A 14,653-nucleotide genomic window follows, 5' to 3' on the forward strand; every position below is an offset into this window, starting at 1 on the left:
GGACAAAGTGCGTCGCATGTTTCCTGAAGCATGCGATGTCCCTGTTTACGGCGCGTTGTCGCGACCGCTCCGGCCCCGACGCCGCCCACGCATTTCACTTTGCAGCTTACAGACCCTGTTGCTCGAGGAGGAAGTGAGAATGTCGACATTTCATGTGATGACCGGTGCGACCGGCACGATTGTCAGGCCTACGGTACGGCAGATCGCCGTGTCCGATGTCTTTGCAGCACTGCGTGAAGGTTATGAGGATTTTCGCGAAAAGCCTTCCCACTATGCCTTCGTGGCGCTGATTTATCCGATTGCCGGCGCAATCATGATCGGTTGGAGTTCAGGCGTCGAACTGCTGCCGATGGTTTATCCGCTGCTGGCCGGCTTCGCGCTTGTCGGCCCGCTTCTGGCGCTCGGGCTCATGGAAATCAGCCGTCGCCGCGAACTCGGCCAGCCTGCCAACTGGTCCGACGTGCTCAGCCTCTTCAAGTCGCCATCATTGCCTGCGCTTCTGATGATGAGCCTCTACCTGCTGACGCTGTTCATGGTCTGGCTGGTGGTGTCGCGCGGGCTCTATCTCTCGCTGATCGGTGACTATCCGTCGCCGGGCCTCTTTGCCTTCGCGGGCGGCATTCTCGACCATCCGAATGCCCTGGCCTTCCTGTTCTGGAGCAATGGCTTCGGCTTTGTTCTTGCGCTGCTCGCGCTCGTGATCAGCATCGTCGCGTTTCCTATGTTGCTCGACCGCGATTGCGGCGCCGCCTCGGCAGTCTCGACCTCGGTCAGGGCAAGCCTTGCCAATCCTGTGCCGGTCGCCGTCTGGGGCCTGATGGTGGCCGGACTGCTGGCGATCGGGATGGCGACGCTGATGGTCGGGCTCGTGATCATCGTGCCGGTGCTTGGCCATGCGACCTGGCACTTCTATCGCCGGCTGGTGGTCTGATCCTCGACCCTTATGCGCCGCCGACGGCATAGGCGGCGAGCGCCGCCAGGGATAAGACGAGAGGCAGCAAGCGCTCGCCTCTCGTTCGCGCGTTGGTGATCAAGGCCATCATCGCAGATGCAGCCAGCGCGGCCGCAAGCAGTAGCGTGCGAACCAGCGCGCGGCTGCCATCAGTCTTGATCCCGGAGGGGTCGATGGTCGGATCAAGCCCCGGCATCCAGTCGTATCGGTCGCCGCTCAGCAGCAAAATGCCCGAGATGGCAAGGATAGCGGTTGTCGAAAGAAAGAGGCGGGAAAGGCGCGCCATGCTTCACTCCTCCCCAATCAAAACGGGCGCGAATGTCTCCGCGCCCGTCTCATTGTGTCCCATGTCCGTTCGCCGGGTATCAGCCGAAGACGCGGGCAAAGATCGTGTCGACATGCTTGGTATGGTAGCCGAGGTCGAACTTTTCGCGAATGTCTTCTTCCGAAAGCGCTGCGCGCACCTCTTCATCACCCAGAAGTTCCTCGAGGAAGTCGGCGCCTTTTTCCCACACCTTCATCGCGTTGCGCTGCACGAGCCGGTAGCTGTCCTCGCGCGAAACGCCGGCTTGCGTGAGCGCCAGCAGAACGCGCTGGCTCATCACCAGGCCCTTGAACTTGTTCATGTTCTTCAACATGTTCTCGGGGTAGATCACGAGCTTTTCGATGACGCCGGCCAGACGGTTGAGCGCGAAATCAAGCGTGATCGTGGTGTCGGGGCCGATGGCGCGCTCGACGCTCGAATGGCTGATGTCGCGCTCGTGCCAGAGGGCGACGTTCTCCATCGCCGGAACGACCGACATGCGCACGAGGCGGGCGAGGCCCGTCAGGTTCTCGGTCAGAACCGGGTTGCGCTTGTGCGGCATGGCGGACGAGCCCTTCTGGCCCGGCGAGAAGAACTCTTCGGCTTCCAGCACTTCCGTGCGCTGCATGTGGCGGATTTCGATCGCGACGTTCTCGATCGAGGACGCGATGACGCCAAGCGTGGCGAAGAACATCGCATGGCGGTCGCGCGGGATGACCTGGGTCGAGATCGGCTCCGGTACGAGGCCGAGCTTGGCGCAGACATGTTCTTCGACGCGCGGGTCGATATTGGCGAAGGTGCCGACGGCGCCGGAGATCGCGCCGGTCGCGACTTCCGCACGGGCATTGACCAGGCGGTCACGGTTGCGGGCCATTTCGGCATAGAAGCGGGCGAAGGTCAGGCCCATCGTTGTCGGCTCGGCATGGATGCCGTGGCTGCGGCCGATGCGGACCGTATCCTTGTGTTCGAAGGCGCGGGCCTTCAGCGCTGCCAGAACCCGATCCATGTCGGCGATCAGGATGTCGGCGGCGCGGACCAGCTGAATGTTGAGGGTCGTGTCGAGCACGTCCGACGAGGTCATGCCCTGGTGGACGAAGCGGCTATCCGGGCCAATGAACTCGGCGAGATGCGTCAGGAAGGCGATGACGTCGTGCTTGGTGACGGCCTCGATCTCGTCGATGCGGGCGACGTCGAATTCGGCCGGACCACCCTTTTCCCAGATGGTGCGTGCGGATTCCTGTGGGATCACGCCGAGGTCAGCGAGCGCGTCGCAGGCATGCGCCTCGATCTCGAACCAGATGCGGAACTTGGTTTCGGGGGACCAGATGGCGACCATTTCCGGCCGGGAGTAACGCGGGATCATCGGGCTCGTCTTTCGTTGGACATGGGAAAATGCTGGCCCCCCTTAGCAAAGTGGGGCGGCAAGCTCAACGGCTGCGGCGGGCCATCACCATGCTGAGCACCAGAAGCATTGCCAACCCGGCCGGCAGCAGGTGGCGCAGCCCGAGCACGGCGAACTGGTAGAGGGCGGATGCCGTGGTGAAGATCTGCTGATAAACCCAGATGCGCGAGGGGAATGGTGCGTGCCAGTGGGCATAGAAGCTTCGATATTGCAGGGCATAGATCCCTGAGATCGCACCGACCGTGACGACACCGAGCAGCAAAAGCCAGGCCGCCAGAGCAGTCTGCGGCCCGCCGCGCTTCTCGACCAGGTGGATGAGGGGCAGCGCGATGAGCCAGCCGAGCAGACCGCCGGCAGCGTAGATCAGGGTCAAGGCGAGGTCATGGCTGCTTGTCGCGCGTCCGAAGAGATGGACGGAAAGCTGAAAGCTTGCCGCCATGGCCAGAGCCCAGGCAAGCGAACCGCCCATCCACAACTGCACCGACGGCAGCGGGCGGCGCGGCATCAGGGCTTCACCGGGACGGCCAGCCAGCGCAGATTGTTGCCCTCGAAGCCAAGGGATGCGACTAGGACCATGATCATGTGCGGTCCGTTCGAGCCGTAGCCTGGGGTAACGACACCGCCGACGGCGTAAGCACTCGGGCAATTGCGGCTCTTCGGAATGGATTTGTCGCGGTAGACCTCGCGCCGCACCTCGGGTTTTGCATCATCGGCGATCGAGAGCGCAAAGCCGCGCACATTGACGTTCAGGTTGACACAGAGATCCTCGCCCTTGGCCTCGAATTGTTCGAGGCTCACGCGGTACACTCCTTCCGACACATAGAAGCTCGGATAAGCCTGGTAGCGTAATTCATCGGTTTTGCCAGCGAGTTCGCCGATCGGTGCCATGGCCACCAGATGCCCGGGGTCGTCACCGATTTTGCGTTCATCGAGGATGGCCTTCGCCTGTTTCAGGCTCTCCCGTCGTGCTTCACCGATGGAGGCTTCCTCCCGCTTGATCAGAACGCTGACCGGCGTGCCCGGAACATACTGGTCCGTTTCGGTGTCGATCACCTGAATTTCGGCATAGGCGAAGCCGGAGCCATCCTGCTCGCCGAACTGCTCGAAGGCGAAGAACTTGCCGTCAGGCGAGAAACCCAGGGGACGCATTTCCGCCACGTCTCCGGCTGAGGCCGCAGAGGCCGTCAGAAGCGCGAGCGCGATGGCAGATAGCTGCAGTTTCAAGCCCGACCTCCCTCGGCTGCCTTGCGCAGAGTGTCGACCGTCTTGCGGTAGTCGTCAACGCCCTTGCCCTTGAAGATCGCCGAGCCGGCAACCAGCGCATTGGCGCCGGCCTTGGCGATTTCGGCGGCATTGTCGGCGGTGACGCCGCCATCGACCTCGAGGTCGATCGGGCGGTTGCCGATCAGGGCCTTCGCCTTGGCGATTTTGTCCGTCATCGCCGGAATGTACTTCTGGCCGCCGAAGCCCGGGTTGACGCTCATGATCAGGATCAGGTCGAGATCATCCATCACATGCTCGAGGACCGAAAGCGGCGTTGCCGGATTGAGCGAAACGCCGGCCTTCTTGCCGAGCGCCCGTATGGTCTGCAGCGAGCGATGCAGGTGCGGACCGGCTTCCGCATGCACCGTGATGATGTCGCAGCCGGCATCAGCGAAGGCGGCGAGATAGGGATCGGCCGGCGCGATCATCAGGTGGCAGTCGAAGACCGCCTTGGTCCAGGGGCGCAGCGCCTTGATGATCGCGGGGCCGAAGGAGATGTTCGGGACGAAATGGCCGTCCATCACGTCGAGATGCACCCATTCTGCGCCGGCGTCGACGACGTCGCGCACTTCTTCTCCGAGGCGGGAGAAGTCGGCAGCCAGAATGGAAGGCGAGATCAGGAGAGGGCGGGTCATCGGAAGCTCCTCGCGGGCCAGGGATCGATCGATGCCGTCGCGGACGAGAGACGCGGGCACCAGCTGTTGATGGCGGTCCGCATAGCATCGGCGCCCTTGAGCGGCAACCATGCCTTCGGATGAGACGCCAGTCATCGGCATGGCTGGCCTTGACGATTGCTGCCCGGCGCTGCATCCCTCGGCAAAAGCATAGCCATCCGGGAGGACGTCGTGGCCAAATTTGCAATCATCACCGGCGGAAGCTCCGGCATCGGCCGTCATCTGGTGTCGGCCTTTGTGCGCGAAGGATATGACGTCGCCTTTACCCATCTCGGTCAGCCGGATGCCGCAGCGGAGGTCGAGAAGGATGTGTCTGCGCTTGGTGATCGCGCGATCGGTCGGGAATGCGAGGTGGCCAACAGCGCTGACATCGAAGCATTCCTGGACGAGGTGATCGCCTGGGCGGGACAGGTGCCGGACGTGCTCGTCAACAATGCCGGCATCCAGACCTGGGCCTCGATGCTTGAGCTTTCCGAAGAGCGCTGGGACGCCGTCATCAGCACCAATCTCAAGGGCACCTTCCTCAACAGCCAGCGTGTGGCGCGCCGCATGGTCGAGGCGGGCAAGGGCGGGTCGATCATCAATCTCGGTTCCGGCTGCAACAAGCAGGCCTTTCCGAAACTGGTCGACTATACTGCATCGAAGGGCGGCATCGAGCAGCTGACCAAAGTGTCGGCCGTCGAGCTCGGGCCGCATCAGATCCGCGTCAATTGCGTGGCACCCGGTGCGATCGAAACGGCACGCACCCAGGCCGAGGCTCCCGATTATGCGAAGACCTGGGGCGATGTGACGCCTCTGCGTCGTGTCGGCACGCCGGAAGACATCGCAGGACCGGTCCTTTTCCTCGCCGGTCCGCAATCGGCTTTTGTGACCGGCCAGACGATCTGGGTGGATGGCGGCGTGTTCAGCCAGGCCTTCTGGCCCTACCGAGACTGATCGCGGTTACTGCGATGGTTCGGACACGGGCACGAATGCGTTGTCCTGCCATTTCATCAAGCGATAGGGGTTCTCGGTCAGCTCGTGATCCTCACCGAAGGTGATCGGGCCGATCACCGTCTCGAAGGTCGTGCCGATCAGTGCATCCGTGACGGGTGTGCCCATGGCGGACGAGATGCCCCAGGAATCCGCGAGCATGGTGACGGCCGCATGGGCCGGCAGAACATAGCCCTCTGGAGCTATCCCTGCGGCCTCGAAATCGCCGATCAGCGCCGGAGCCGATGGCCCCTGCGGTGTCTCCACGAGACCGACCGCGAGCACGCCATCTTCCAGTGGAACCGGTTCATCTGCCGCCCGCATGGCTTCGCCGCCGAGAAGCGTCAGTGACAGGTCTTCAGCCTTGGCGTCACGGGCGATGATCGAGACATCGTTGCGATCGCCACCGACAAAGACATGGCTGATGCCGGCCGTCTTGAGCCGACGGACCAGTGTCAGCTGCTGCTCCTGACCCGGTCGGAAGGTGTCAATGAAGGCGGGTTTCAGGCCGCGTTCTTCGAGCGTGATCCGGATCGCCTCGGTCAGTTCTCGGCCGCGGATCGTGCCGTCTTCCAGCAGAGCCACCGGTTCGCCTGGCCAATCACGCAGGATGACCTGAGAGAGCTTGCCGGATTCCTGATCGCCATTGGGTGCGAGACGGAACAGCGGCCAGCCGGCCTTTACCGCATCCTCCATCAGCCCTTTCCAGCGGACCGACAGTGTCAGTGCGGGAAGGTTGGCATCTGCCAGAACGGGCAGGCCCTCCTTCAAGGTTTCGCTGCAGAGAAAGCCGACCGCTGCCTTCACCCCGGCCGCCGTGATCGCTTCGGCCACCGCCTGGCCGCTGCCTTCGGTGCAGGGCTCGTCGATCTCGACAATGCTGATTGATAGTCCTTCTGCGGCCAGCGCCGCGCCCTCGCGCACCTGGTCGCCGAGCACGGCGAAGCTACCGGCCGTCGGGGCGACCACGGCAAGTTTCAGCTCCGCAGCCGACGATGCGGGCACGCTGAGCACGAGCAAAGCGGGGAGCGAAAGCCAGGTTGTGAAAGGGCGTGCGTGGGTCATGGCACGATCCTAGCCGAACGCGCAGGCAATTGGAAATGCTGGCTTTACGCCGGGCAATGCGGGGCATCACCGAAATCCTGATGGTGTTGTGGAAAAGATAAGGGCTGCGGCCCATATTGCTGTGTCTTGAGGGCAAGCTTCCAAGGGGGAAACGTGAGTTTGAGCATGCAAGTTCTGGATCCAGCCGTTTATCGCGAGGCCATGAGCCATTATGCGGGGCATGTGCAGATCGTGACGACGGAGCACCAAGGCATCCGGCGCGGGGTTACGATCACCGCCGCCTGCTCGGTGTCCGACAGCCCGCCCATGGTGCTTGCCTGCCTCAACAACAGCAATGCGAGCAATGCCGTGCTTTTCGAGAGTGGGCATTTCGCCTTGAATACGCTGGGCGCCCATCACCAGGATCTGGCGAATGCCTTTGCAGGGTTCGGCAAACTCTCTGCCGAAGACCGGTTTGCCCAGGCTGAATGGCAGGTGATGGAAACCGGGTCGCCGGTGCTTGTCGATGCGATCGTCGCCTTCGACTGTGTCGTGACCGACCGCAAGGTGACGAATACCCATACGATCCTTTTCGGCGAGGTGAAGGCGGTGCATTTCGGTCAGCGTGAGCCGTCGCTCATCTATCTGGACCGGGGCTATCACACGCTATAGACTTCCCCTCGAACATGGGAGGAGACATGGCAGAGACCTCGGGAAAGGTGCTGCCGGAGACGATCGATGGCATAATCGATCTGCTTTCGGCTGAGGATTATCTGGCCGGCAGGCCGCTGGCGACGGTGCTATTTCTCGCGCTCAAGATGAAACGGCCGCTTTTCCTGGAAGGGGAAGCCGGTGTCGGCAAGACCGAAGTCGCCAAGGTGCTGGCCAAGGCGCTCGACCGCCCGCTAATCCGCCTGCAGTGCTACGAAGGCCTCGATGTGGCCTCCGCAGTCTACGAGTGGAACTACCCGGCACAGATGCTGGAAATCCGCATGGCTGAAGCCTCCGGCGTCTCGGATCGAACCCGGCTCGAGGGCGACATTTTTTCCGAGCGCTATCTGATTCGCCGTCCGGTCCTTCAGGCGCTGCAAGGCGAACCGGGACGCGCGCCGGTTTTCCTGATCGACGAACTCGACCGCACAGACGAGGCCTTCGAGGCTTTCCTGCTGGAAGTCCTCTCGGATTTCCAGGTGACCATCCCCGAATTCGGGACGGTGAAGGCCTCCGAGCCGCCGATCGTCATCGTCACGTCGAACCGCACCCGCGAGGTGCATGACGCGCTGAAGCGCCGGTGCCTCTACCATTGGGTCGACTATCCGGCCGCTGCCGACGAACTGGCGATCATCCGCCGCAAGGTGAAGGGTTGCAACGAACAGCTCTCCCGGCAGATCGTCGCCTATGTGCAGAAACTCAGGACCATCGACCTGTTCAAGAACCCCGGCATCGCCGAGACCATCGACTGGGCAACGGCGCTTACCGAACTCGACCGGTTGGCGCTCGATCCGGAGACGATCGCCGATACGCTCGGCACGCTTTTGAAGTACCAGGAAGACATCGCCCGCATCCAGGGCAGCGAGGGCGAGAAGCTGCTCTCGGAGGTCAAGGCCGAACTCCTGGCGAAGGCCGGCTGAGATGGAAAGCTTCGGGCCGCATCCCGCCAGTGGACGTGACGGAATCGTTGTGCCGCCACCGGTTAAGGGTGATGGGCGGCTTGCCGACAATATCGTGCATTTTGCGCGTGTCTTGCGCAGGGCCGGTCTTAAGCCCGGACCCGGAGCTGTGATCGATGCCATCAAAGCGATCGATGCGATTGGCATCGGCTTGCGCATCGAGTTCCATGCGGCGCTCTCGGCGATCTTCGTCAAGCGGCACGAGGATCAGCCGGTTTTCGACGAGGCCTTTTCGATCTTCTGGCGCTCACGGGATCTCGTCGGCAAGATGATCGCGCTGATGTCGCCGGTGGCGGCGATCGGAGAGCAGCAGAAGCCGAAGACCGGCGGAGCGCGTGTCAGCGATGCTTTGTTTGCCGACAGAAAACGCGAGCCGAAGCCACTCGACGAGCCGGATGTCGAGATCGATGCTCGGCTCACGGTTTCGGGCCAGGAGGTCTTTCGCCGGCTTGATTTCGGGCAGATGACGGCGAGCGAACTGAAGGAGGCGCGGCGTGCGATTGAACGCTTGGCCATGCCGCTCGATCTCGTTCAAACGCGCCGTTACCGGATGTCGCCACGCGGGCGCATCATCGATCCGCGCGCCAGCATGCGCCAGTCGCTGCGGACCGGCGGCGACCTGATGCTGCCCAAGTTTCGAGAGCGCCGGCAACAGCCGCCGCCGCTCGTCATCCTCGCGGACATTTCCGGTTCGATGAGCCAGTATACCCGCATCTGCCTGCATTTCCTGCATGTTCTGACCGAACGTCGCCGCCGGGTGCATACCTTCCTCTTTGGTACGCGGCTGACCAATGTGACGAGGCAACTCCGTCACCGAGATCCGGACGAGGCGATTGCGCAATGCACAGACGCCGTGGCCGACTGGTCGGGCGGTACGCGGATCGGCGAAACGCTCAGGCTCTTCAACCGCCATTGGGGCCGTCGCGTTCTGGGGCAGGGTGCCGTTGTTCTCCTGATCACCGACGGGCTGGAGCGGGACGAGGTCGATATGCTTGCCCGCGAGACCGACCGGCTACATCGTTCGTGTAGGCGCCTCGTCTGGCTCAATCCGCTGCTGCGCTTTGCCGGTTTTGAAGCGCGCGCGCGGGGGGTGCGCGCCATGCTGCCGCATGTCGACGAGTTGCGGTCAGTCCATAATCTGGAAGCGCTTTCGGATCTCGTCCAATCTCTTTCCGGGGCGCCGGATCGGAACTGCGATCCCCGGCGTTACCTCGCTTCAGACAGGAGCCAGCCATGATGACCACCGAAGCCGTTCTGCGCGATCCGCTCGAAATTGCCGAAAGCTGGTTCGCCGAGGGACGATCCGTCGCGATCGCGACTGTGATCGAGACCTGGGGCTCGGCGCCGCGCCCGATCGGCAGCCATCTTGTCATCGATGGCGAGGGTAATTTCGAGGGCTCGGTGTCCGGCGGCTGTGTCGAAGGGGCTGTCATCACGGAGGCGCTCGACGTGATCGAGAGCGGGACGCCGAAGATGCTCGAATTCGGCGTGGCCGACGAGACCGCCTGGCGGGTGGGGCTGTCCTGCGGCGGCCGCATCCGCGTGCAGGTCGAGAGGCTCGGCTGATGGAGATTTCGACGCTTGCGACTCTGAACGCCGCGAAACGTGACCGTCTCGGCGCCGTGCTGGTGAGCGACCTCGACACGGGCGTCTCGCAACTAATCACCGAGGATCAGGTTGCGACCGATGCCCTGGGGCAGGAGATCCGGGCGCGTCTTCTCTCCGGCAAGTCGGGCACTGCCGAGATCGCGGGCAAGAGCCTGTTCCTGAACGTGCATCTGCCGCCGCCGCGGATCGTCGTGATCGGCGCCGTGCACATCAGCCAGGCACTGGCGCCGATGGCGGCGCTATCAGGCTTTGCCGTCACCATCATCGATCCGCGCACAGCCTTCGCAACGCCCGAGCGCTTCGCCGGTATCGATCTACGGGCTGACTGGCCGGACGAGGTCTTCGCCGGGATGCCGCTCGACCGCTATTCCGCCATGGTGGCCGTCACCCATGATCCGAAGATCGACGATCCCGGCCTGATCGCGGCGCTGCAGGCGCGCTGCTTCTATGTCGGTGCGCTTGGCTCCCGCAAGACGCATGCGAAGCGCGTCGAGCGCTTGATTGCGGGCGGTCTGGATGCCGAGACCATTGCCGCCATCCGGGCCCCGATCGGCATCGATATCGGCGCTGCCTCACCGGCCGAAATCGCGGTCGCGATCCTCGCCGATGTCATCCAGTCGCTGCGCCGGCGTAGTGTCGGGGCGGCCTCCGGCTCCCATGAGGCCTCGCCGTGAGGTTCGGGCCGATCCTGACACCAGAAGCTGAGGGTGCGATCCTTGCGCATTCCCAGCCACTCGCCTCCGGCAAACTGCCGAAGGGCCACCGCCTGCAGACGGCGGATCTCGTTCGCTTGAAGGCAGAGGGGGTAACGACCGTCATTGCCTGCCGGCTGGAACCGGGCGACCTGATGGAAGACGAAGCGGCCGACCGGTTGAGCGCTGCAATAGAGCCCAGAGGCCTGACCCGCAGTCCGGCCTCGACCGGGCGGGTGAATTTCTATGCCTCTGCAAACGGTCTCTTTCGCGCGAACAGGACGTTGGTCGACCGCTTCAACGCCGTCGATCCCGCGATCACGCTCGCCTGTCTCGCTGATCGGCGGGACGTGCGGGCCGGTGATCTCGTCGCGACCGTGAAGATCATCCCGCTGGCCGTGGCCGGTGCACGTGTTGCAGAAGCTGCTGCCCTCCTGCAGGAGGTGGTCATCGCCTTTGAGGTCGCGCCCTATTGTCGCCACCGGGTACATCTCGTCGCGACCCATCTGCCGTCCCTGAAACCGTCTGTCATGGACAAGACGACCCGCGTGCTTGAAGCCCGGCTTGCGCCCTCGGCGAGCCGACTTGCATCTGAACACCGGGTCCCGCATCGGGCTGACGCCGTGGCGGACGCCATCCGCGCCTCGCTTAACGACAGAGCTGTCGTGGAAGACGGTCCGCCGCTCATCGTCGTCTTTGGTGCCTCGGCCGTGGCAGATGCCGATGACGTGATACCCTCCGCCATCCGCCTTGCCGGTGGCGTGGTCGATCAGGTCGGCCTGCCCGTCGATCCTGGCAATCTGCTGGTTCTCGGTCATGTGGGCGATGTCCCCGTCATCGGTGCGCCAGGCTGCGCCCGCTCGCCGAAAGAAAATGGTTTCGACTGGGTCCTGAATGGCATTCTCGCCGGTCAACCGCCCGACCGCATGGAAATGGCGGGCTGGGGCGTCGGTGGTCTGCTGATGGAAATCCCGAGCCGTCCGCTGCCGCGTCTAAGTGCCACGAAGGACGTCGATCCGGCGGCCTTTGGCCTCGTGGTGCTTGCCGCAGGGCGGGCAAGCCGGATGGGCGAGGGTGGTCGCCATAAGCTGCTCGCCGAGTTCGAGGGCGAGCCGCTCGTACGACGCTCCGTGCGTCAGGCAATCGAGGCCGGCGTCGGTGCTGTTACGGTCATCACCGGCCATCGCAGCGGCGAGGTTGCCGAGGCGCTTGCAGGGTTCGCTGTTGAAGTGCTGGAAAATGAACACTTTTTGACCGGTATGGCGAGTTCGCTGAAGGCGGGTCTTGCCTCGGTCGAGGCCAAGGGGCTGCCTGGCATGATGGTGCTGCTGGCTGACATGCCGAACGTCTCCAGCGCGGATATCGCAGCACTTGCAAGCGCTTACGGTAAATCCGGCGGCAAGGCGATTGTGCGCGCCGTTTCCGATGGCCAGCGCGGCAATCCCGTCATTTTGCCCGCAGCAACCTTCGAGGCCTTGAAGACGCTTGAAGGCGATATCGGCGCCCGGCCTGTGATCGAAAGCGCGGGGCTTGCCGTCATCGATGTCGAGATCGGCCCCGCTGCCCGTCTTGACGTCGATACGCCCGAGGCCATTCTGGCAGCCGGCGGGATCCTGAAGGATTGATCATGGACAATGCGGCGATTGAGGAGATGTTCGAGGCGGTCGGGCCGGTGTCGATCCGTCGGATGTTCGGCGGCAAGGGCATTTATGCGCGCGGCATCATCTTCGCACTCGAACTGCGCGGCGAACTGATGCTGAAGGGTGACGACGAGAGTGCGCCCTTGCTCGAAGAAGCCGGCGCCCGGCGCTGGAGCTACGAGGGTCGAAGCGGCAAGCCTGTCGCCATGCCCTATTGGACGATCCCCGACGAAGCGCTCGACGACCCCGACATCATGGCGAAATGGGCGCGTATCGCGCTCGATGCCGCGATGCGGGTTACTGAGCGTGAGGCCGCTCAGCGCAGATAGGTCAGAACCGTCTGGGTGAAGACGGAAAGCGGCTGCGGCAGGTCATCCAGAGCAAACCAGCTGATTTCCGAAAGCTTGTCCGGTTCGGTCAGTTGTGGATCGCCGGATGTGTCGTCGGTGACGTAGAGCAGCGAGATCCAGTGCTGGCGGTCCGCCTCGATCAATTGTTCGGTAATGCCGAGATAGCGGATCGGACCGATCGAGAGCCCCGTTTCTTCCTCGGCCTCACGGCGCGCGGCGATCTCGGCACGCTCCATGTGATCGACCTTGCCGCCGACGATGTTCCAGTGGCCGGCTTCCGGCGCCTTCATGCGCTTGCACAAAAGCAGTTTGCCATCCCGGAGGATGGCAAGACCAACCCCGAGACCGGGGAAATCGATACCGGGCTGACCCACAGGGATCAGGCCTTGGCGGCAGCGACGATCAGCATGAAGGCCGGGATGTCATCGCCGAAGCCAACGGGCGTCGGGCCGTCGTCATGGTCGTTATGACGGTTGCGGCGGCGATCACGATTGTCGTCGTTTGCCGGATAAGGATTGTTGCGGTTGTTGCGCGGGTTCTGATCGCGGCGCTTGTCCGTTTTGCGTTCTGTCGCCACCGGCTCCACCTTGATCGCTTCCACTTTCACCGCTTCCATCACCTGTTGTTCCTCTGCCGGTTTGACATACTCGCTGCGCGTATCGGATTTATGACCGCCGCGCCGCTCACGACCCTTGTCGCGGCCGCGTTTTCCACGGCTTTCGTCATGGCTCTCGGCCGGCGCCGGAAGGGCCGACAGGTCGCCATCAAGCCATTCGATCTTCTGATCGATGAGCTTTTCGATGGCATCGAGGAACTTGGTGTCGCTGCGCGTAACCAGGGTAAAGGCCGCGCCTGAGCGTCCGGCACGACCGGTACGGCCAATGCGGTGGACATAGTCTTCGGCGTGGATCGGAACGTCGAAATTGAAGACATGGCTGACATCGGGGATGTCGAGGCCGCGGGCGGCGACGTCAGAGGCGACGAGCAGCGTGATCGCGTTGGCCTTGAAGCCTGCCAGCATGGTCGTACGAGAGCGCTGGTCCATGTCGCCATGCAGCGCGCCCACCGAGAAGCCGTGGCGCTCGAGCGACCGGAAGAGGTCGGCGACATCCTTCTTGCGGTTGCAGAAGATGATCGCGTTCTTCAGGTCGTCCTGGGCGCGGATGAGGTCTCGCAGCTTCGAACGCTTCTCGTAATCTTTGTTGTGGCATGCGACGAGGCGCTGCGTCACCGTCTTCGCCGTCGATGACGGCGGAGCGACTTCGATTCGCTCTGGATTCTGCAGAAACTGGTCGGCCAGCTTCTGGATTTCTGGCGGCATGGTTGCCGAGAAGAACAGCGTCTGACGCGTGAACGGGATCATCTTGGCGATGCGCTCGATATCGGGGATGAAGCCCATGTCGAGCATTCGGTCGGCTTCGTCGATCACGAGGATCTCGACGCCTGTCATCAGAAGCTTGCCGCGCTCACAATGGTCGAGCAGGCGGCCTGGTGTGCAGATCAGGACGTCGGCACCACGTTCCAGTTTGCGATCCTGCTCATCGAACGACACGCCACCAATCAGCAGCGCCACGTTCAACTTGTGATTCCGTCCGTACTTCTCGAAGTTCTCGGCGACCTGGGCTGCCAATTCGCGCGTCGGCTCCAGAATGAGCGTGCGCGGCATGCGAGCCCTGGCGCGGCCCTTCTCGAGCAGCGTCAACATGGGGAGAACGAAGCCTGCCGTCTTGCCGGTGCCTGTCTGGGCGATGCCGAGAATGTCACGCCGCTGCAGGGCCGGCGGAATTGCGCCTGCCTGGATCGGGGTCGGAATGGTGTAGCCGGCATCGGTGACGGCAGAAAGGACTTTTTGGCTCAGGCCAAGGTCAGCAAAAGTGGTCAAAGGGAAGTAGTTTCCGTTCCTGTTCTCGCGAACATCGCTCAATAGCCCGGAAGATCGGGCAACAATGGTTGCGGCGAATAGAAGGAAACTGCCGGAAAGTCAAGGAAACGGGCGGATTTACCCCTACAAAGGCTTAATGATCACGATTAATTGGCTTGCAACGTCATGGTTATCCGCAAACCGGAGCCCTGCTGACGGAA

The 14,653-nt window shown here is 63.0% G+C and carries 17 protein-coding genes; 9 read left to right on the forward strand and 8 right to left on the reverse strand.

Annotated elements, in window-relative coordinates:
- The first annotated feature begins 139 nt into the window (after window positions 1–139).
- Window positions 140–931 carry a DUF2189 domain-containing protein gene (locus tag BSY240_RS02090; protein ID WP_069041253.1) on the forward strand — a complete coding sequence of 264 codons (792 nt, stop codon included), beginning with the start codon at window positions 140–142 and terminating at the stop codon, window positions 929–931.
- Between the two features lie 10 nt (window positions 932–941).
- Here the strand turns inward: BSY240_RS02090 and BSY240_RS02095 are convergent, their stop codons facing one another.
- From BSY240_RS02095 to rpe, 5 genes are all read right to left on the reverse strand, one after another.
- Window positions 942–1,238: a hypothetical protein gene (locus tag BSY240_RS02095; protein ID WP_069041254.1), complete on the reverse strand. Its 297-nt coding sequence runs from the start codon at window positions 1,236–1,238 to the stop codon at window positions 942–944.
- Window positions 1,239–1,317: 79 nt separating this feature from the next.
- Window positions 1,318–2,619, reverse strand: coding sequence for an adenylosuccinate lyase (gene purB, locus BSY240_RS02100; protein WP_069041255.1), 1,302 nt, complete (start codon window positions 2,617–2,619; stop codon window positions 1,318–1,320).
- Window positions 2,620–2,683: 64 nt separating this feature from the next.
- Entirely contained in the window at window positions 2,684–3,163 is a 480-nt protein-coding gene (locus BSY240_RS02105) for a hypothetical protein (protein ID WP_054149737.1), read from the reverse strand.
- Window positions 3,163–3,882 (reverse strand): DUF2259 domain-containing protein, encoded by a 720-nt coding sequence (locus BSY240_RS02110; RefSeq protein ID WP_069041256.1) that lies wholly within the window; start codon window positions 3,880–3,882, stop codon window positions 3,163–3,165. The genes BSY240_RS02105 and BSY240_RS02110 overlap by 1 nt, the downstream gene beginning before the upstream one ends.
- Complete coding sequence (rpe, locus tag BSY240_RS02115) at window positions 3,879–4,556, reverse strand: ribulose-phosphate 3-epimerase (RefSeq protein WP_069043787.1); 678 nt, start codon at window positions 4,554–4,556, stop codon at window positions 3,879–3,881. Before rpe ends, BSY240_RS02110 begins: the two co-directional genes overlap by 4 nt.
- 210 nt (window positions 4,557–4,766) lie before the next feature.
- Between rpe and BSY240_RS02120 the strand changes: the two genes are divergently transcribed.
- A complete protein-coding gene (locus BSY240_RS02120; RefSeq protein ID WP_069043788.1) occupies window positions 4,767–5,531 on the forward strand; it encodes an SDR family NAD(P)-dependent oxidoreductase in 765 nt (254 codons plus the stop codon).
- Window positions 5,532–5,537: 6 nt separating this feature from the next.
- Here the strand turns inward: BSY240_RS02120 and BSY240_RS02125 are convergent, their stop codons facing one another.
- On the reverse strand, window positions 5,538–6,632 hold the full coding sequence (locus BSY240_RS02125; protein ID WP_069041257.1) for a branched-chain amino acid ABC transporter substrate-binding protein: 1,095 nt from the start codon (window positions 6,630–6,632) through the stop codon (window positions 5,538–5,540).
- 165 nt (window positions 6,633–6,797) lie between these two features.
- Here BSY240_RS02125 and BSY240_RS02130 point away from each other — a divergent pair, with 165 nt between their 5' ends.
- Genes BSY240_RS02130 through BSY240_RS02160 form a run of 7 tightly spaced genes read left to right on the forward strand, consistent with a single transcriptional unit; the run spans window position 6,798 to window position 12,550 of the window.
- Complete coding sequence (locus BSY240_RS02130; RefSeq protein WP_069041258.1) at window positions 6,798–7,283, forward strand: flavin reductase; 486 nt, start codon at window positions 6,798–6,800, stop codon at window positions 7,281–7,283.
- A 26-nt stretch (window positions 7,284–7,309) separates the two neighbouring features.
- Entirely contained in the window at window positions 7,310–8,242 is a 933-nt protein-coding gene (locus BSY240_RS02135) for an AAA family ATPase (protein WP_069041259.1), read from the forward strand.
- Between the two features lies 1 nt (window position 8,243).
- Window positions 8,244–9,518 (forward strand): vWA domain-containing protein, encoded by a 1,275-nt coding sequence (locus BSY240_RS02140; RefSeq protein WP_150127373.1) that lies wholly within the window; start codon window positions 8,244–8,246, stop codon window positions 9,516–9,518.
- Window positions 9,518–9,847 (forward strand): XdhC family protein, encoded by a 330-nt coding sequence (locus BSY240_RS02145; protein ID WP_069043790.1) that lies wholly within the window; start codon window positions 9,518–9,520, stop codon window positions 9,845–9,847. Before BSY240_RS02140 ends, BSY240_RS02145 begins: the two co-directional genes overlap by 1 nt.
- The gene (locus BSY240_RS02150) at window positions 9,847–10,563 is read left to right on the forward strand and encodes an XdhC family protein (RefSeq protein WP_069041260.1); all 717 of its coding nucleotides are present in this window, start codon (window positions 9,847–9,849) and stop codon (window positions 10,561–10,563) included. The genes BSY240_RS02145 and BSY240_RS02150 overlap by 1 nt, the downstream gene beginning before the upstream one ends.
- Complete coding sequence (locus BSY240_RS02155) at window positions 10,560–12,206, forward strand: NTP transferase domain-containing protein (protein WP_069041261.1); 1,647 nt, start codon at window positions 10,560–10,562, stop codon at window positions 12,204–12,206. The genes BSY240_RS02150 and BSY240_RS02155 overlap by 4 nt, the downstream gene beginning before the upstream one ends.
- Window positions 12,207–12,208: 2 nt before the next feature.
- On the forward strand, window positions 12,209–12,550 hold the full coding sequence (locus tag BSY240_RS02160) for a TfoX/Sxy family protein (RefSeq protein ID WP_069041262.1): 342 nt from the start codon (window positions 12,209–12,211) through the stop codon (window positions 12,548–12,550).
- Here BSY240_RS02160 and BSY240_RS02165 read toward each other — a convergent pair.
- A complete protein-coding gene (locus tag BSY240_RS02165) occupies window positions 12,538–12,945 on the reverse strand; it encodes an NUDIX domain-containing protein (protein ID WP_069041263.1) in 408 nt (135 codons plus the stop codon). The two genes, BSY240_RS02160 and BSY240_RS02165, sit on opposite strands and share 13 nt — an antisense overlap.
- Window positions 12,946–12,950: 5 nt before the next feature.
- Entirely contained in the window at window positions 12,951–14,453 is a 1,503-nt protein-coding gene (locus tag BSY240_RS02170) for a DEAD/DEAH box helicase (protein ID WP_054149728.1), read from the reverse strand.
- Between the last annotated feature and the right edge of the window lie 200 nt (window positions 14,454–14,653).

Source organism: Agrobacterium sp. RAC06, from assembly GCF_001713475.1.
Classification (GTDB): domain Bacteria; phylum Pseudomonadota; class Alphaproteobacteria; order Rhizobiales; family Rhizobiaceae; genus Allorhizobium.